This window comes from Streptomyces sp. NPDC092045 (assembly GCF_044756005.1).
Lineage (GTDB): Bacteria > Actinomycetota > Actinomycetes > Streptomycetales > Streptomycetaceae > Streptomyces.
This window is the reverse complement of the sequence record NZ_JBIVSC010000017.1, coordinates 119,926-137,020: the sequence shown is the minus strand read 5'-3', so window position 1 is coordinate 137,020 and position 17,095 is coordinate 119,926. Positions and strand designations below refer to the sequence as shown.

The following is a 17,095-nucleotide window of genomic DNA, read 5'->3' as shown; positions in this document are numbered from 1 at the left end:
GTCGAACGCATGATGCGCGACGCCAAGATCACCCAGATCTACGAAGGCACCAACCAGATCCAGCGCATCGTCATGGCCCGCAACCTCCCGTAGGCACCAGCCCGTTGACCCGTTGAAAGGAGACAGGCCGTGACCCTGAAGATCGCTGTCTGTGTGAAGTACGTCCCCGACGCGACCGGCGACCGCGGTTTCGCCGACGACCTGACGACCGACCGCGAGGCCGTCGACGGTCTGCTCTCGGAGCTGGACGAGTACGCGGTCGAGCAGGCCCTGCGGATCTCGGAGGAGGCCGACGACGCCGAGGTCACCGTCGTCACCGTGGGTCCGGACGACGCCAAGGACGCGCTGCGCAAGGCGCTGTCGATGGGCGCCGACAGGGCCGTCCACGTCAACGACGACGACATCCACGGCTCCGACGTGTTCGCCACCTCCGCGATCCTCGCCAAGGCCCTGGAGAAGACCGGCTTCGACCTGGTCGTCTGCGGCATGGCCTCGACCGACGGCGCCATGGGCGTGCTGCCCGCGCTGCTCGCCGAGCGGCTGGGCCTGCCGCAGGTCACCCTGCTCTCCGAGGTCTCCGTCGAGGACGGCACCGTGAGGGGACGCCGGGACGGCGACGCCGCCACCGAGCTCCTGGAGGCCCCGCTGCCGGCCGTCGTGTCGGTCACCGACCAGTCCGGCGAGGCCCGCTACCCCTCCTTCAAGGGGATCATGGCCGCCAAGAAGAAGCCGGTCGAGGAGCTCGACCTGGACGACCTGGACATCGACGCCGACGAGGTCGGCCTCGGCGGGTCCTGGACCCTGGTCGACTCCGCGACCCCGCGTCCGGCCCGCACCCAGGGCACGGTCGTCACGGACGAGGGCGACGGCGGCAAGCAGCTCGCCGCCTTCCTCGCCGCCCAGAAGTTCATCTGAGCCGCCACCGGCCAGACACCCACACAGGAGCAACGAATCATGGCTGAGATCCTGGTTCTCGTGGACCACGCCGACGGTGCGGTCCGCAAGCCGGCCCTCGAACTGCTCACGATCGCGCGCCGCATCGGCGAGCCCTCGGCCGTCGTCCTCGGCGCCGGCGAGGCCGCCGCGTCGATCGCCGCGACCGCGGGCGAGTACGGCGCGGCCACGGTGTACGTCGCGGACGGCGCCGAGTTCGCCGAGCAGCTCGTCGTGCCGAAGGTCGACGCGCTCACCCGGCTCGCCGGGGAGAAGGGGGCGGCGGCCGTCCTGGTGACCTCCTCCGGCGAGGGCAAGGAGATCGCGGCCCGCGTCGCGCTCCGCCTCGGCTCCGGTCTGATCACCGACGCCGTGGAGCTGGAGGCCGGCGAGAACGGCCCGGTCGCCACCCAGTCCGTCTTCGCCGCCTCGTACCAGGTGAGGTCGACGGTCTCGAAGGGCGTGCCGGTCGTCACCGTCAAGCCGAACTCCGCCGCCCCGGAGGCCGCCCCGGCCGCCGGTACGGTCGAGAACGTCACCGTCGCCTTCACGGGCAACGCGGCGAAGGTCGTCTCGCGCACCCCGCGCGTCTCGACCGGCCGCCCCGAGCTGACCGAGTCCGCGATCGTGGTCTCCGGCGGCCGCGGCGTCGGCGCGGCCGAGGGCTTCGCGGTCGTCGAGAAGCTGGCCGACTCGCTCGGCGCGGCCGTCGGCGCCTCCCGCGCCGCGGTGGACGCCGGCTGGTACCCGCACGCCAACCAGGTCGGCCAGACCGGCAAGCAGGTCTCGCCGCAGCTGTACGTCGCGGCGGGCATCTCCGGCGCGATCCAGCACCGGGCCGGCATGCAGACGTCGAAGACGATCGTCGCGGTCAACAAGGACCCGGAGGCCCCGATCTTCGACCTCGTGGACTACGGCGTGGTCGGCGACCTCTTCGAGGTGCTGCCGCAGCTGACGGACGAGATCGGCACCCGCTGACCTCCGGACACCGCCGACCTCCGGTGCCTGCCGAGCGGCAGGCACCGGAAAGGGGCGGTTGGGTGGCACTCTGTGCCACCCAACCGCCCCTTTCGCACGATGTGGGACGGGGCGCCCGCTCACATCCAGCCGTCGAGCGGGACCTCGTCGCAGAGCCGGACGACCGGCCGGCGACCGGAGACGCCGACGCCCGAGGAGAGCCTGACCCGGAGCCCGGGGCGCACCGCGTGCGGCGGTCCGTCGACCCGGCAGCGGACCACGAACCCCTCCGCCATGTGCACCGGCCAGAGGTCCGCGTCGGCCGCGGCCACCCCGCGCCGTACGGAGATCACGCCCTCGCCCCCGCTGAGTTCGGGCGCGAGGTCGGTCGACCCGCAGGTCGGACAGAGCAGTCGCTGGAACGTGGTGGTGTGGCACCAGCGGCAGCGCTGGAAGTAGAGCTCGGAATCGGGGGCCGACTCCTCGGCGTGGACGGCGGTCCCGCTCCTCAGTCCCGTGTGGAACACGATGCCTTCTCCTTGCACTCGGCGGCTCGACCGTGCATGGAGCAAAGATATGGCACTGAGTGCCATCAAATAAAGACCTGAGTTCCCTCAATTGGAGATACCGAGATCCCCGGGCCCCGTCCGGGCGCCCCTCAGCCCTCTCCGAGGCTCGACTCCACCTCGCGCACCACGCGCCACATCGGGGTGGACCGCTTGGTGATGACCACCACGACGTCCTCCGCCTCCTCGGCGGGGACGTCGGCGGCCGGGGCGGAGCTCCAGGTGGTGCGCACGAACTCCAGGGCCTCGTCCACCGCGGCCAGCGGGTCGCCCTCGCCGCCCGAGCGCAGCCAGTGGCGCAGGGCGTGGTTGTGGGCGGCGACCACGGCCGCCGCGACGACGTTGGCGCGCAGGGTGCCGTCCCTGCGGTCGGCCCAGCGGGTGCGCAGGTAGTCGCCGAGGGTCTTCTCGTACCGCCAGACCACCGACAGCTCGTACGTGCGGAGCCCGGCGACCTCGCGGGTGAGCCGGTAGCGCTGCACGGAGAAGGTGGGGTTCTCGGCGTACATCCGCATGACGAGCCGGGCGGCGCCGCAGACCCGGACGATCGGGTCGTCGGTGTCGGCGCTCGCCGCGAGGAAGCGGGTCATGTCGTCGAGGCACTGCTCGTGGTCGGGGAAGACCACGTCCTCCTTCGACGGGAAGTACCGGAAGAAGGACCGCCGGCCGACGCCCGCGAGGGTCACGATGTCGTCGACGGTGGTCTGCTCGTAGCCCCGCTCCAGGAAGAGCTGGAAGGCCGCGGCGATGAGGGAGTCCCGCATCACGGGCTTCGTGGAGTTCGTCGACGCTGTTCCCATGCGTCGAAACTAGCATTGGAAGGGCGATCTCGCGGCACTGGGTGCCGGACGAATCCGGCACCCAGTGCTTTTTCGAGGGTACGGAGGCTCAGCGCGCGGACATCCGGAGCGCGCCGTCCATGCGGATCGTCTCGCCGTTGAGGTAGTCGTGCTCGGCGACCATCGTGACCAGCCGCGCGTACTCCTCCGGGCGGGCGAGGCGCTGCGGGAAGGTGACGCTCGCGGCGAGGCCGGCCCGGACGTCCTCGGTGAACCCGGCCATCATCGGGGTGTCGACGATGCCGGGGGCGACGGTGACGACCCGGATGCCGAACTGCGCGAGGTCGCGGGCGGCGGTGACGGTCATGCCGGCGACGCCCGCCTTGGAGGCGGCGTACGCGATCTGTCCGACCTGGCCCTCGAAGGCGGCGATCGAGGCGGTGTTGACGACGAGGCCCCGCTGCCCGTGCTCGTCGGGCTCGTGCCGGGCGATGGACTCGGCGGCGAGCCGCATCACGTTGAACGTGCCGATCAGGTTGACGTTCACGACGGCGCGGAACAGGTCGAGGTCGTGCGGGCCCTTGCGGCCCAGGATCCGGGCCGAGGGGGCGATGCCGGCGCAGTTCACGGCGAGCCGCAGCTCGGCCCCGTCGGCGTCGGCCTCGGCGAGGGCCGCGCGGACCTGCTCCTCGTCGGTGACGTCGGCGGCGAGCAGCCGGACGCCCTCGGGCAGGGCCCCGGCGGCGGCCACGGACGTGTCCAGGTCCAGGCCGTAGACGGTGGCGCCCCGGGCGGCGAGCGCGGCGGCGGTGGCGGCACCGAGGCCGGAGGCGGCGCCGGTGACGAGAGCGGCGGAGCCTGCGATGTCCATGGAACTCCTCGTTCGTGTCGTGCGGGGGCGACCCTGCCGCCGGGATGGCCGCCGGATCGGGCGCGTGCCCGCGGAGGACCGCGCGGTCCGCGCGATCTGCGCCGCCCACCATAGAACCGCGTGCGGCGCCCCCGGAAGCGGAGGCCGGGGGCGCGGCTTCCGCTTCCGGGGCGGTCGATCCGGGAGCCGACGGTTCGGGAGCCGTCGATCCGGGAGCCGTCCGTTCGGGAGCCGTCCGTTCGGGAGCCGACGGTTCGGGAGCCGTCAGTTCGGGAGCCGTCCGTTCGGGAGCCGACGGTTCGGGAGCCGTCAGTTCGGGAGCCGTCCGTTCTCGGGGACGGCGTGCGGGCGGAGGACCATCAGCCCGTCCTCCACGGCCGCCGCCATGGCGAAGGGGAAACGGTCGAGTTCGAGGCAGAGCGCGACGTCGTCGGGGTGGGCGCCCTCGCGCACGCCCTCCCTGAGCTCGGCGGCGGCGCGCGACTCCGCGGCGCGGCGGAGGAACCCGGCCGCGTCCGTCCCGGCCCCGGCGGCCCTCCCCGCGATGTACTGGGCGCACGCCAGGTCCTCCTCGGCGCGCCCGTCCTCGCCGGTGACCACGAACGTGACGTCGTCGCGGGCGCGCGTCCGCAGGAGCCGGGCCGTCGCCTCCGCCACCACGAAGCCGGCGCACAGCACCAGCGGCGCGTCCTTCACCGCGAGGGCGCCGACCGTGCCCGCCGTGGTCTTCTGCACGACGGTCCGGCCGCCGAGGTCGGCGGAGCGGAGCAGGCCGGGCGAGTTGACGGCGTCGAACCCGGGCGCCGGCGGGCCGTCCTTGAGCGCCACCCAGTCCGGGTGGCGGGCCTTCGACTCCAGTGCCTCGTCCAGGGATCCGGCGAGGACGATCCTCTCGGCCCCCCGGCCGAAGGCCCAGGCGGCCACGGTGAAGGCGCGCATGACGTCCACCACGACGGCCGTCGACGGGGTTCCGGTCAGCTCGGCGGTGCCGAGGAAACGAGCGTCCATCGGATCATGATCACCCATGCCCGGACCGCGCCCGGCGGGGAGTGGCACGCGTCACACCTGTGGTAACGGCGTCGGCGGAGGCGTTAGCGCGACGGCAGCGGGACGTGAGCAGCGCGCGGCAGGCTGGTGGGCGACCATCGCGGCAGGCGTGCGCCGGCCGCGGCCAGCAGACCGCGGGGGACCGCCGTGCGTGCCGGACACCGGCCCCGGGGCACCGGCGCGGCCGCCTCGCCTTCCGTACCGGGCGCCCGACCACGCCCGGACGGCCGGGGCGCGCGAGAAGGAGCAGGTAGCGGAAGTGCTCACCAAGCGGGTGACGGTGACCGTCCACGCGTCCGATCCGCTCAGCCGGGCCGGGCTGATCAGCCACTTGCGGCACCAGCCGTCCCTCGACGTCCTGCCGGAGCGGGCCGAGGGGGAACGGGACCGGGAGGAACGGGACGGAGGAGAACGGGTCGGGCGGGAGCCGGTCCGGGAGGGGCGGGAGCCGGTCCGGGAGGAGCGGGACGCCCCCGCCGTCGCCGTGATGCTCGCGGACCGGATCGACGAGTCCACCACGGCCGAGCTGCGGCGCCTGCTGCGCGGCCGGGACCAGCGGGTCGTGCTCGTCGCGGGCGAGCTGCGCGAGCCCGACCTGCTGTCGGTGGTCGAGTACGGGGTGCGCGCCATCATCTGGCGCCACCAGGCCACCGAGCAGCGCCTGTTGAGCGCCGTGCACAGCGCGGCGCGCGGGGAGGGGGAGCTGCCGCCGGACCTGGTCAGCAGGCTCCTGAACCAGGTGGGACGGCTCCAGCGGGCGACGGCGGCGGGCGCGACGGCCGGCGGGGCGGTGCCGCTCTTCGGGATGGCGCCGCGCGAGGTGGACGTCCTGCGGCTGCTCGCCGAGGGCCTGGACACCCGGCAGATCAGCGAGAGGCTCGCCTACTCCGAACGCACCGTCAAGAACATCCTGCACGCGCTGATGACCCGTCTCCAGCTCACCAACCGGGCGCATGCCGTCGCGTACGCGCTCCGCGAAGGCTACATCTGATGATCCACGAGATCGACGAGGCGCTGCGCGGCCTCCTCGCGCCCGCCGTGACGGGCGACGTCGCCTTCGACGCGCCGACCCGCGACTGGGCGGCCCGCCGCAACGCGCCGACCCTGAACGCCTATCTGTACGACATCCGGGAGGACGTGGAGCGGCGCGAGCGCGGCGCCCTCGCCGAGCGGGACGCCCGGGGCGTCGTGACGCGCCACCGCCGGCCGGCCCGCTGGTTCCGTCTCTCGTACCTGGTGACGGCCTGGACCACCCGGCCCGAGGACGAACACCGGCTGCTCTCGGGCGCGTTGGCGCTGCTGCTGCCCCACGAGGTGCTGCCGGCCGACGCGGTGCCGGAGTCGGTGCGCCCGGTCTCCACGTCCCTGCCGCTCTCCGTCGCGGTGCCGCCCGCCGAGTCGCGGTCGCTCGCGGACATCTGGTCGGCGCTGGGCGGCGAGCTCAAACCGTCCCTGGACGTCGTGGTCGTCACGCCGTTCCCGGTCACCCCGGTGTACGAGGCGGCGCCGCCGGTCACCGTGGGCGCGGAGCTCGTCGTCCGCGGCGTCGACGGCGTACCGGGCGACTCCGGGCCCCGGATGCTGCGGCGGCCCGGTCCGGCGGCCCCCGAGAGGAAGTCCGGTGTTCGACATGGGCGTTGACGACGAGGGCGACGGCGGCCTGCTCCCCCTGGTCACCGCCCTGCGCGCCCGGGTCGCCGCCCTCGTGGAGGCCCGCAGCGCCGGGGACCCCACGGCCGGCGATCCGCTGCGGGGGCTGTACGTCACGGAGGAGTCCGTCCGCCGGATCACGACGGGACCCGCTCCGGGCGCGACACGGGAAGCGGGCGTCGTCCGGGAAGCGGACGCCCTACGGGGAACAGGTGCCGTACCGGAGACGAGTGCCGCGCCGGAGACGGGCGCCGGACTCCCCGTGCTTCCCCGCATCGACGGGCCGGGCCGGACCGCACGGCTCGCGCGGGCCTTCGGGCTCTCCGGGCTCGACGCGCACATCCTCGTCGTGGCGCTCGCGCCCGAGGTGGACCGGGGCTTCGAGACGCTCTACGGCTACCTCAACGACGACGTCGGCCGGCGCCGCGCCACCGTGGGGCTCGCCCTCGACCTCGCGGGCACGGGTCCCTTCGACCCGGACGGCCGCGACCGCTTCCACCCGGCCGCCCCGCTGCGCGCCGGGGGCCTCCTGGAGGTCGGGGACGAGGACCGGCCGCTGCCGGGCCGGGCGCTGCGCGTGCCGGAGCGGGTGGTGGCGCACCTCCTCGGCGACGACGGCCGCCTCGACGAGGAACTCCTGGGCAGAGGAGTCGAGTTGCTGCCTCCGATGGACGACGGCACGGGCCGCTCCCCCCTCGGGGCGCGGATCGCCGCCGCGGGGCCCGTCGCCGTGCACCTGCGGGAGCGCGCCCCCGGGGCCGGGGCGGGGGCCGTGGCCGCCGCGCTGCGGGGCGCCGGGCGGCCCGTGCTGCGGTACCGGCCGGAGTCGGTCGACGTGCCGGCGGCGCGGGCGCTGCTGCGCGAGGCCCGGCTGCGCGGGGCCGCCGTGGTCGTCGGGCCGCTGCCGCCGGACCCGGGGCCGCTGGTGCGCGTGCTGGCCTCGCCCGGCGTGACGGTGGTCCTCGCCGGCGCCGGAGCGCCCGACCCCCGGTGGGCGCCGGACGTCGAGCTGCTCGCCCTCGACGCGCCGGACGGGCCGGCGGACGGCGGCGACCTGTGGCGGCGTGAACTCGGTCCGACGGGCGGCGACCTCGACCTGGACGGGGCCACCGCCGCGTACCGGCTCGGTGACGAGCAGATCCGCCGGGCGGCCCGTTCGGCGCGGGCCCTCGCCGCGTTCGAGGGGACCGCGCCGACCCTCGCGCACGTGCGGCACAGTGCCCGGCTGGTCTCCGCGCCGCTGCTCGACAGCCGGGCGCGGCGGATCCGTCCCGCCGTCGGGTTCGCCGATCTGGTGCTCCCCGGGGAGCCGGCGGAGCTGCTGCGCGAGCTGACCGGGCGGGCCCGCGACCGGGACCGGGTGCTCGGCGAGTGGCGGCTGCGGACCGGCGGCGGGCGCGGGCGCGGCGTCGTCGCCCTCTTCGCCGGCGAGTCGGGCACCGGGAAGACGCTCGGCGCCGAGGTCGTCGCGGGCGAACTGGGCCTGGACCTCTACGTGGTGGACCTCTCGTCGCTGGTCGACAAGTACGTCGGGGAGACCGAGAAGAACCTGGAGCGGATCTTCGCCGAGGTGGACCGCACGGACTGCGTGCTGCTCTTCGACGAGGCCGACGCGGTCTTCGGGAAGCGGTCGGAGGTGCGGAGCTCGCACGACCGGTACGCCAACCTGGAGAGCGCGTACCTGCTCCAGCGTCTTGAGGCCTTCGACGGGATCGCGGTGCTCACCACCAACCTGCGGTCCAACATCGACGAGGCGTTCACGCGCCGGCTCGACCTGGTCGTGGAGTTCCCGTTCCCCGACGCCGCCCTGCGGACGGCGCTCTGGCACTCCGCCCTGGCGGACGCGCCGAGGGCGGCGGACGTGGACGGGGAGATCGCGCGCTGTGCCGGGGAGTTCGAGCTGGCGGGCGGGGCGATCCGGTCGGCCGCGGCGACGGCGGGCTATCTGGCGGCGGCCCGCGGCTCGGCGGTGACCGGCGCCGACGTGCGGGCGGGGGCGCGGCGCGAGTACCGGAAGGCGGGCCGGCTGGTGCCGGACGCGGGGCTGCCCTGGGCGCCGTGACGTCCGGTGCGCACGCGGGAGGGGGCCACCCGTGCGGGTGGCCCCCTCCCGCGTACCGGGGTCACATGACGCTGCCGCCGACCATCTTGCGGAGCGTCGGCCAGTCGACGGTGCCGGACGGCGTGAGGCCGACGGCCGCCTGGTAGTCGCGGATCTTCGTCTCGACCTGGTCGCTGTAGCGGCTGGTCGCGTCCTGGCCCCTGCGGAAGTGGTCGATGCCGTACTGGGCGTTGATGCGGGCCCGGGTGAAGTCGGCGTCGTTGTAGTGGCGGTTGTACGCCGCCCAGAACGCGGCCATCAGCTGGGTGGTCTCCCAGGTGGTGGTGCCGGGGCGCACCTTGTCGGGCGTGATGCCCTGGGCCCACAGGGAGGTGAGGGTGGCCGGGCCGAGGGTGCCCTTGCGGTCCGTCTCGAAGATCGCGGCGGAGTTCTTGCCGTTCTTCTCGCCGTCGTCGACGACGGCCTGCTGGTAGCAGGCGAGGGAGTCGCGGGTCGGCGCGTCGATCACGCCGGAGCTCCAGCCCGGCTTGAGCCTGCACGGGTTGGCGGACCCCAGGTGCGCGAGGCGCTCCTGGGCGAACTCGACGACGAGGTCCTTCGGGGAGCCGGGCACCCAGGGCGGTACGGGTGCGGCGGCGGGCGGGGCCGCGGGCCGCGCGTTCCCGCCGCCGTCACCGCCCGAGCCGCCGCCCGAGCCGCCGCCCGCTCCCCCGCTCCCGGAGCCTCCGCCGGCCGGTCCGCCCTCGGTCGGGCCGCCGCCCGGCGCGCCGTCCGTGCCGGTGTCGCCGCCCGCGGGCGGCGGCGCTCCGCCGTCCGCCGGGGGCGGGGCGGCGCCGCCGGGCCCGTCCCCGCCCGGGGCCGGCCCGGTGGCGGAGGGCGGGGGCGCGACGGGGAGCGCGTCGCCGCTGCCCTGCGGGGCGGGCCGGGGCTCGCCGGTCGCCCGGAGGGCCTCGGCGGCGCTGACGATCTTCGGCGAGAAGCCGAACCAGAGCACGCCGAAGGCGATGGCGGCGGTCATCAGGAGGCCGCCCGCCACCACCAGCCAGGTCCCGAGGACGGGGCGCTGGTCGAAGGTGGCGTCGAGGTCGAGGGCCGTGTCGTCACCGGCCCGCCGGACGGCCACGGTGAACCGGTGCGACTCCTCGGCCCCGGTCCACCGCACGGTCTGCGGCCGCACCACGAGTTCGCCGAAGGCGGCCCGGCCGGGAGCGATCCGCACGGCGTTCGGCCGTACGTCGAAGGTGAGCCGGTTCGCCTCGTCGCGCACCACGAGGGAGGCGGTCAGCGGGGTGTTGCCGAGGTTGTCCACGGCGATGCGGGCCCGTCCGCGGAGGCGGCCGGAGAGCGCGGGCGGCAGCACCTCGGCGCGCGTCTCGGTGAAGGGGGCGACGGTCAGCCGGCCCTCCACCACGTCGCGGGCCCCGCTGTTCTCCCGGGGGTCGACGCGGACGCCGTACGCGACCGGCCCGGCCTCCACGTCCGACGAGCGGGGCGGGGCGAACGAGATCTCGGCGGTCCCCTCGCTGCCCGGGTAGAGGCGGAGGACGTCGGGCTCCACCCGGGACCAGCCCGCGGGCCTGCCCACCAGCGAGAGCCGGTACTCCTCCACGGTGTCGCCGGTGTTCCGCACCCGCAGGCGGGCGGAGGTCCGGGCCCCCGGCTCGACGGTCGCCCCGGCCGGGTCCAGAGAGGTCCACATGGTCATGGGCGAAGGCTAGGGGCGCGGGGGCGGCGCCCGGTTGCCCGAACGTCCCCGGTCCGGGGCAGCACCGCGTGCCCCGGCGCACCTCCGGACGCTCCGGCGGGTCCCGGGTCCGGTCGTCGCCGGAGCCGTCCTACCCCGGTCCGCGCCGTCGCATGCGCGGTCGTCCTCCTCCGGCCCGGCGCGCTCCCGGCGGGGGCGCGGGTGTCCGTGAGGGCAGTGGCGGCTGCCCTCGTGACCGCCCCTTCCTCCCTGGTCCGTGCGGGGGGCGGGACGGCAGGGTCGGAAGCGTACGACCGCCGTCCACGGCCGCGGGGAGGGTGAGCGGACCCGTTCCGTCCGGAACCGTCCCGCCGACCCCGTTCCCTCGGGCCCGTTCCGCCGGAACCGATCCGTCCGGACCCGGCCCGTCACGAACCGCCCGCCCATCCAGGAGTCTCCGCCATGCCCACCTACCTGTCCCCCGGCGTCTACATCGAGGAAGTCGCCGGCGGCTCCCGGCCCATCGAGGGCATCGGGACCTCGGTCGCCGCGTTCGTCGGACTCGCTCCCACCGGGCCGCTCGACGAGCCGGTGCTCGTGACCAACTGGTCGCAGTACGTCGCCGCGTTCGGCGACTTCACCGACGGGTACTACCTCGCCCATTCGGTGTACGGCTTCTTCAACAACGGCGGCAGCGCCGCGTACGTCGTGCGCGTCGGCGGCGGGGACGCGCCGGGCGCCGGGACCGCACCGGGTGGTGCCGGGGCCGACGCGCCGCGCGAGCCGGTGACCGGCGAGGCCGTGGCGCTCGGTCCCTTCCGGGTCGCCGCGCTCACCGCCGGGACCGGGGCCGGCGGGGCGCTCACCGTCGAGGTGCAGGACGTCGAGGGCGAGACCGAGCGCTTCCGGCTGGTCGTCAAGGACGGCGAGAAGGTCGTCGAGAGCTTCGACGCCTCCGCCAAGAAGAGCGCCCGCAACTACGTGGTGACGCAGGTCAAGCAGCGTTCCGGGGCGATCGTCCTGGAGGAGGCCGCGGCGGGCGGCCAGCTCGCCAGGCCCGACGCGCAGACCGTGACCCTGGCCCCGCCCGCGCAGGCGCCCGCGGCGGTCGCGGCGCGGGCGGCGGACGGTCCCGCCGCGCTGGAGTCCGGGCGGTTCATCGGCGACTCGGCCGACCGCACCGGTTTCGGCGGCCTGGAGGCGCTCGACGAGGTCAACACGGTCGCGGTGCCGGACCTGATGGCCGCCTACCAGCAGGGGCTCATCGACCTGGAGCAGGTCAAGGCCGTGCAGCTCGGTCTGATCGCGCACTGCGAGCTGATGGGCGACCGGATGGCGATCCTCGACCCGCCGCCCGCGCTGAACGCCCGTGACGTGCGCAAGTGGCGCCAGGAGACGGCCGGTTACGACTCGCGGTACGCGGCGCTGTACTACCCGTGGATCAAGTCGTTCGACCCGGCGACCGGCCAGACGCGCACCGTGCCGCCGTCCGGCCACATGGCCGGGGTCTGGGCCCGCAACGACACCGAGCGCGGCGTCCACAAGGCCCCCGCCAACGAGATCGTGCGCGGCGCGGTCGACCTGGAGCTCCAGATCACGCGCGGCGAGCAGGACCTGCTCAACCCGGTCGGCGTGAACTGCATCCGCGCCTTCCCGGGCCGCGGCATCCGCGTGTGGGGCGCGCGCACCCTCGCGTCCGACCCGGCGTGGCGCTACCTGAACGTGCGCCGCTACTTCAACTACCTGGAGGAGTCCATCCTCGTGGGTACGCAGTGGGTCGTCTTCGAGCCCAACGACCACGCGCTGTGGGCCCGCATCCGCCGCAACATCTCCGCGTTCCTCGTCAACGAGTGGCGTCAGGGAGCCCTGTTCGGCCAGCGCGCCGAGGACGCGTTCTACGTGAAGTGCGACGAGGAGACCAACCCGCCGGAGTCGATCGACCTCGGCCGCGTGGTCTGCGAGATCGGCATCGCCCCGGTGAAGCCGGCCGAGTTCGTGGTCTTCCGCCTCGCGCAGTTCCAGGGCGGGGGCGGCGAGCTGGAGGAGTAGCCCTCCGCACCGCGGCCCCTCTCCGTACCGCGGCGCCCCTACGCGCCGCGGCGCCCCTCCCCGCAACACCGACACCCCCTCGCGGATCCGCACGCGTCCGGTACGGACCGGTCCGTGGATCCGCCCCACGAACAGGAGTGACCCCCCATGGCCCTCGCCGCCGGCGACGCCCTCGCCGCCCACAATTTCGGCCTGCAGATCGACGGTGTGATGGTCGAGACCCTGCAGGAGGTCAGCAGCCTCACGATGGAGCAGGACGTCATCGAGTTCCAGCAGGTCTCGGCCGACGGCAAGCCGATCGTCAAGAAGCTCCCCGGCGTGAAGAAGGCCGGCGAGTGCACGGTGACGCGCGGTGCCACGCAGTCCGTCGTCTTCAGCGAGTGGATCGCGTCCTCCATCGCGGGCGACATGGGCGCGGCCCGCAAGAACGCCTCCATCATCTTCATGGACTACCAGCTCAACCCGGTGAAGCGGTACAACCTCCGCAACGCCTGGTGCACCAAGGTGGAGGTGAGCGGGGCCAAGGCCGGTGACGCCGCGGCCCTGACCGAGCAGGTCACCATCACCTTCGAAGAGCTGACGATCGGCTGATGCGGCGCGAGGCATCGACGGGGGCGCGGCAGGACCACCGCCCGCACGAACCGCTCCGCACGGAGTTCGCGTTCGAGCTGCCGCGCGGGTTCGTCGACGAGACGGGGACCGTGCACCGCGACGGGGCGATGCGGCTGGCCACGGCCCGGGACGAGCTGGTCCCGCTGCGGGACGTCCGGGTCCGCGAGAACCCGGCCTACCTGTCCGTGGTGCTGCTCGGCCGGGTCATCACCCGGCTCGGCACGCTCCCGGAGGTCCACGACGGGACGGTGGAGGCCATGTTCGCCTCCGACCTGGCGTTCCTCCAGGACTTCTACCGGCAGATCAACGCGGAGGGCCACACCAGGGCCGCCGTCGCCTGCCCGCACTGCGAGGGGTCCTTCGAGGTCGAGCTGGCCGGGAGCCGCCTGGGGGAATCGTGACGTACCCGGCCGACCGGATCGAGGAGGAGACCGCGTACCTCGCCTTCCACTTCCACTGGGGCGTGGACGACATCCTCGATCTGGAGCACGCGGACCGGCGCGGGTACGTGGCGCGGGCGGCGTCGCTGGTGGAGCGGTCCCAGGAGTAGGCACAGGAACGGAAGGGAGGTCGGAGACGGTGGGGATGTTCGAGAGGTGGCGGTCGCGGAGGCCGCGGGCGTCCGTGACGGACGTGACGGCTCCCGGCGACGCGTGGCGGACGATGCCGCCCGTGCCGCGGGTCCTGGGCGCGCCGCGCACCGTCGCGGAGCACGGCTTCGCCGCGTCCCTCGCGACCCACTGGGACCCCTCCTTCCGGACCGCCCTGGGCCACGGCGCCCTCCCGGACGCCCCCGCGGGCGTCCTCCTGGACGCGGCCCGTCCCGTGCCCCCGTCGAACGGGGAACCGCCGGGGCTGCGGCTGCCGGTGGCGGGTGGTGCCGGAGGGACTGCCGCGCCGAACCCGGTCGGCGGGCCCGGGAGAACCGCCGCTCCCCGTACGACTGCCGCGCCGCGGGGCGGGAGCGGGAACGCCGGCGCCACGGAAGCGGGGGCGGCTGCCGCCCGGCGCCCGGACCCGGCCGGTCGGGCCGGGGAACCCCCCGCTCCTCGTACGGCCTCCGGGCCGTCGGGCCGAGCCGGAGACGCTGTCGGTACGGGAAGGGGCACGACTACGGCCGGGAGCCCGCCGGCGGTGCAGCGCGCGGCGGCGGTCCCGGCCGGCCGGGACGGGACCACGGCCGCTCCGGTGCGGGGCGGCGGCGCTTCGGGCCCGACTCCGCCCGTGCGGCGTGCCGTCACGTCCACGAGCGGGGCCGCCGCCACCGTGGTCGCGCCCCTGGAACCCGTACGGCGCTCGCCGCTGGTCTCCGCCCGGCCCGTACAGCCGCCGCGCCGCCTGGCGCCGGCGGGTGCCGCCGGGCCGGTGGCCCCGGCGCCCGCCCCGCGGAACGCCGGGACTCCCGCCGTCCCCACCGCCGCACCGGAGCCTTCGGCTGCCGGGCGGCCCCAGAACGTCCCGGGTCCCGTTTCCCCCACGGGGCCCGGGACTCCCGGCGGTACGCCGAGCGCCCCGGTCCAGCGCCGCCCCGTCGTGCGCCGCACCCGGCGCGCCCCGGGCGCCGACTGGACCACGACGGCCCCCGCGCCGCCCGAGGCCCCCCGACCGGCACCGGCCACCGCGTCCCCCGACGTCCGGAACAGCCCGCCCACCGACACTCCCGCGCAACCGACCCCTCCCCCGAATCCGACGACCCGCGAAACCCCGGCCACCACCGCACCCACGTCTCCGCCGCCCTCGACCACTCCCGTACGCCCGGCCGCCCCGGCGGCACGACTGGCACCACCGGCACCACAGGCACCAGCCACCGCGTCGCCCGACGTCCGGAAAAACCCGCCCACCGACACTCCCTCGCGACCGACCCCTCCCCCGAATCCGACGACCCGCGAGACCCCGGCCACCACCGCACCCACGTCTCCGCCGCCCTCGACCACTCCCGTACGCCCGGCGGACCGGACGAGCCCGGCCGCCATCACGCCCACGGCCGACCGGCCCGCCGGGGAGGCTCCGGTTGCCCGGAAGGGCCCGTCCGCCGAGGCTCCCGCGCACCCGGCGCCTCCGAACGTCCAGCGGAGCCCGGCCGCCCCGGCGACTCCGACCGACCAGGTCCATCGGACGGCCTCGACCGCCGCGGCTCCGACGGCCTCGGGCTCCCCCGCGCCCCCGACGGCTCCGAAGCCCCGGACCGCTCAGCCGTCCCAGGCGGTTCCGGCCGTTCCCGCGCCCCCGGTCGACCCGACGCCTCGCACCGCCCGGAACACCGGACAGAACCCGACCGCCGCGGTCCCGCCGATCGTGTCGGCCCCCGTCCCTCCAACGGTTCCGGTGCCTCCGGCCGGCCCGGCGACCCCGGCCGTGCAGAAGAGCACGGCCGCTTCCCTGCCCTCGGTACCTCCCGCGTTCCCGGCCGAGCCGTCTCCCCGGACCGCCCCGGCCGCCCGGAAGCGTCCCACCGCCCCGCAAGGCCCCGTCCGTGCCGGGCTCGGGGCCCCCGTGCAGCGGTCCGGCGGCGAACCACCGGCGGTCCGGACGCACAGCGCGCCGCGCCGCTCCCCGATCGGGGCTCCGCTCGCCCGCCCGTCCGCGCCCCCGACCACGCCCCCGGCCGTCCCCACTCCGGCCGAGGCCGAAGCCGCGCCCGTCCGGCGGACGACCGCCCCGGCACCACTCCCGGCTCCGCCCGCCCGGCGGAGGGCGGCCCTCCCGGCCGCACCGCATCCGGAAAAGCCGCCCCTCCCCGCCACCGCACCCGCACCCGCACCGCAAGAACCTCCGACCGCCGCCCCCGTCGCACCGCGTTCCGCAGCCGTGTCCGGTCCGCCCGTTCCCCTGGTCACCGTCACCGGGCTGCCCCGGGCCTCCGCGCTCCCCGCCCCACCGCGGGCCGTGCTTCCGCTGGCCACCGGGCGGGCGCTGGCTCCGGGCCGGCCGGACGGTGGTGCGCGCGTGCCCGCCGCTCCCCGTACCCCCGCCGTACAGGCCGCGCCCCTCGCCGCCCCCGCCCCGGCCGCCCCCCGGCCGGTCGTCCCCCTCACCCCTCCCGCCGCCGCGCGGCCCGTCGCGCGCCCGGTCGCCGTGCAGCGGCGGAGTGCCCCCGGGGCGCCCCCCGCGCCCGCGCCCGTCCCCGTACCGCTCCAGCGGACGGCCGCCGCCGTGCCCCCGGCCCCGCCGGCCCCCCGCCGTACGGCCGCGCCCGTCCCCGCCCCCGTGCAGCGCGCCACTGCCACGACCGGCTCCGCCCCCGCCGCGTCCCCGAACCTCCCCGCCCCCGCCGAATCCCCCACCCAGCTCGACGAGTTGGCCCGTCGTCTCGTCACCCCCCTCTCCCGGCTCCTGCGCGCCGAGCTGCGCGCCGATCGCGAGCGGGTGGGGCGGCTGCGCGACCACGGACGCTGACCGGGCGGGCCCGCCCGAAGAACCCGACCCCCTACCCGAGAGACCGCCTCATGCCCACCCAGCCGGACCCCGCGTCCACCGTCTTCTTCAAGCTCACGATCGACGGCCAGGACCTCGGCCTGTTCAACGGCTGCGACGGCCTCGCCTCCGAGGTGGAGGTGGAGCGGCGCCAGGAGGGCGGCAACAACGGCTTCGTGTGGCAGCTCCCGACCCGCGTGACCTTCTCCGCCATCCGGCTCACCCGCCCCCTCACCGCCGACACCGCCAAGGTCGCCGCCTGGATCTCGTCCCTGGCCACCGGGATCACCCGCCCGACGGCGCAGATCGCGGCGCTGCGCGCGGACGGTTCGGTCGTCGCGCAGTGGGGCCTCGTGGAGGTGCTGCCGGTCCGCTGGACGGGGCCGACCCTGGACCCGGTCAACCCGGCCGTGGCCACCGAGACCCTGGAGATCGCGCACCACGGCTTCACCGACGCGGGAGGCGCCTGAG

The 17,095-nt window shown here is 75.7% G+C and carries 17 protein-coding genes; 12 read left to right on the top strand and 5 right to left on the bottom strand.

The window, feature by feature from the left end; translation table 11 throughout:
• The 3 genes from ACIQKA_RS28215 to ACIQKA_RS28205 all read left to right on the top strand — a co-directional run.
• Window positions 1-93: acyl-CoA dehydrogenase family protein (locus ACIQKA_RS28215; protein ID WP_383155554.1), on the top strand; the 93-nt coding region annotated here is incomplete at its 5' end.
• Window positions 94-129: 36 nt separating this feature from the next.
• Complete coding sequence (locus ACIQKA_RS28210; RefSeq protein ID WP_383438733.1) at window positions 130-915, top strand: electron transfer flavoprotein subunit beta/FixA family protein; 786 nt, start codon at window positions 130-132, stop codon at window positions 913-915.
• Window positions 916-954: 39 nt separating this feature from the next.
• Window positions 955-1,911, top strand: coding sequence for an electron transfer flavoprotein subunit alpha/FixB family protein (locus ACIQKA_RS28205; RefSeq protein ID WP_402542777.1), 957 nt, complete (start codon window positions 955-957; stop codon window positions 1,909-1,911).
• A 119-nt stretch (window positions 1,912-2,030) separates the two neighbouring features.
• Here ACIQKA_RS28205 and ACIQKA_RS28200 read toward each other — a convergent pair whose 3' ends face one another.
• The 4 genes from ACIQKA_RS28200 to ACIQKA_RS28185 form a co-directional block, all read right to left on the bottom strand.
• Complete coding sequence (locus ACIQKA_RS28200; protein WP_383155474.1) at window positions 2,031-2,417, bottom strand: Zn-ribbon domain-containing OB-fold protein; 387 nt, start codon at window positions 2,415-2,417, stop codon at window positions 2,031-2,033.
• 131 nt (window positions 2,418-2,548) lie between these two features.
• Window positions 2,549-3,256, bottom strand: coding sequence for a TetR family transcriptional regulator (locus ACIQKA_RS28195; protein WP_390110973.1), 708 nt, complete (start codon window positions 3,254-3,256; stop codon window positions 2,549-2,551).
• A gap of 88 nt (window positions 3,257-3,344) precedes the next feature.
• The gene (locus ACIQKA_RS28190; protein WP_383155478.1) at window positions 3,345-4,106 is read right to left on the bottom strand and encodes an SDR family NAD(P)-dependent oxidoreductase; all 762 of its coding nucleotides are present in this window, start codon (window positions 4,104-4,106) and stop codon (window positions 3,345-3,347) included.
• Between the two features lie 309 nt (window positions 4,107-4,415).
• Window positions 4,416-5,114 (bottom strand): 2-phosphosulfolactate phosphatase, encoded by a 699-nt coding sequence (locus tag ACIQKA_RS28185; protein ID WP_391096317.1) that lies wholly within the window; start codon window positions 5,112-5,114, stop codon window positions 4,416-4,418.
• A 298-nt stretch (window positions 5,115-5,412) separates the two neighbouring features.
• Here ACIQKA_RS28185 and ACIQKA_RS28180 point away from each other — a divergent pair, with 298 nt between their 5' ends.
• From ACIQKA_RS28180 to ACIQKA_RS28170, 3 genes are read left to right on the top strand one after another with little or no spacing between them, the layout of a single operon-like run.
• Complete coding sequence (locus ACIQKA_RS28180) at window positions 5,413-6,144, top strand: LuxR C-terminal-related transcriptional regulator (protein WP_383155482.1); 732 nt, start codon at window positions 5,413-5,415, stop codon at window positions 6,142-6,144.
• Complete coding sequence (locus tag ACIQKA_RS28175; protein ID WP_383449009.1) at window positions 6,144-6,794, top strand: DUF4255 domain-containing protein; 651 nt, start codon at window positions 6,144-6,146, stop codon at window positions 6,792-6,794. Before ACIQKA_RS28180 ends, ACIQKA_RS28175 begins: the two co-directional genes overlap by 1 nt.
• Window positions 6,784-8,865 carry an ATP-binding protein gene (locus tag ACIQKA_RS28170; RefSeq protein ID WP_402542776.1) on the top strand — a complete coding sequence of 694 codons (2,082 nt, stop codon included), beginning with the start codon at window positions 6,784-6,786 and terminating at the stop codon, window positions 8,863-8,865. The genes ACIQKA_RS28175 and ACIQKA_RS28170 overlap by 11 nt, the downstream gene beginning before the upstream one ends.
• A gap of 61 nt (window positions 8,866-8,926) precedes the next feature.
• Here the strand turns inward: ACIQKA_RS28170 and ACIQKA_RS28165 are convergent, their stop codons facing one another.
• Window positions 8,927-10,570, bottom strand: a complete 1,644-nt coding sequence (locus tag ACIQKA_RS28165; RefSeq protein ID WP_402542775.1) for a hydrolase — start codon at window positions 10,568-10,570, stop codon at window positions 8,927-8,929.
• Between the two features lie 441 nt (window positions 10,571-11,011).
• Between ACIQKA_RS28165 and ACIQKA_RS28160 the strand changes: the two genes are divergently transcribed.
• The 6 genes from ACIQKA_RS28160 (at window position 11,012) to ACIQKA_RS28135 (ending at window position 17,094) form a co-directional block, all read left to right on the top strand.
• Window positions 11,012-12,598, top strand: coding sequence for a phage tail sheath family protein (locus tag ACIQKA_RS28160; protein WP_402542774.1), 1,587 nt, complete (start codon window positions 11,012-11,014; stop codon window positions 12,596-12,598).
• 147 nt (window positions 12,599-12,745) lie between these two features.
• Entirely contained in the window at window positions 12,746-13,189 is a 444-nt protein-coding gene (locus ACIQKA_RS28155; protein WP_383155493.1) for a phage tail protein, read from the top strand.
• Window positions 13,189-13,611 (top strand): hypothetical protein, encoded by a 423-nt coding sequence (locus tag ACIQKA_RS28150; RefSeq protein ID WP_383155494.1) that lies wholly within the window; start codon window positions 13,189-13,191, stop codon window positions 13,609-13,611. Before ACIQKA_RS28155 ends, ACIQKA_RS28150 begins: the two co-directional genes overlap by 1 nt.
• Window positions 13,608-13,760, top strand: coding sequence for a DUF6760 family protein (locus ACIQKA_RS28145; RefSeq protein ID WP_383155496.1), 153 nt, complete (start codon window positions 13,608-13,610; stop codon window positions 13,758-13,760). Before ACIQKA_RS28150 ends, ACIQKA_RS28145 begins: the two co-directional genes overlap by 4 nt.
• 2,396 nt (window positions 13,761-16,156) lie before the next feature.
• Window positions 16,157-16,606 (top strand): extensin, encoded by a 450-nt coding sequence (locus ACIQKA_RS28140; RefSeq protein ID WP_402542773.1) that lies wholly within the window; start codon window positions 16,157-16,159, stop codon window positions 16,604-16,606.
• A 50-nt stretch (window positions 16,607-16,656) separates the two neighbouring features.
• A complete protein-coding gene (locus ACIQKA_RS28135) occupies window positions 16,657-17,094 on the top strand; it encodes a phage tail protein (protein WP_402542772.1) in 438 nt (145 codons plus the stop codon).
• Window position 17,095: the final 1 nt, after the last annotated feature.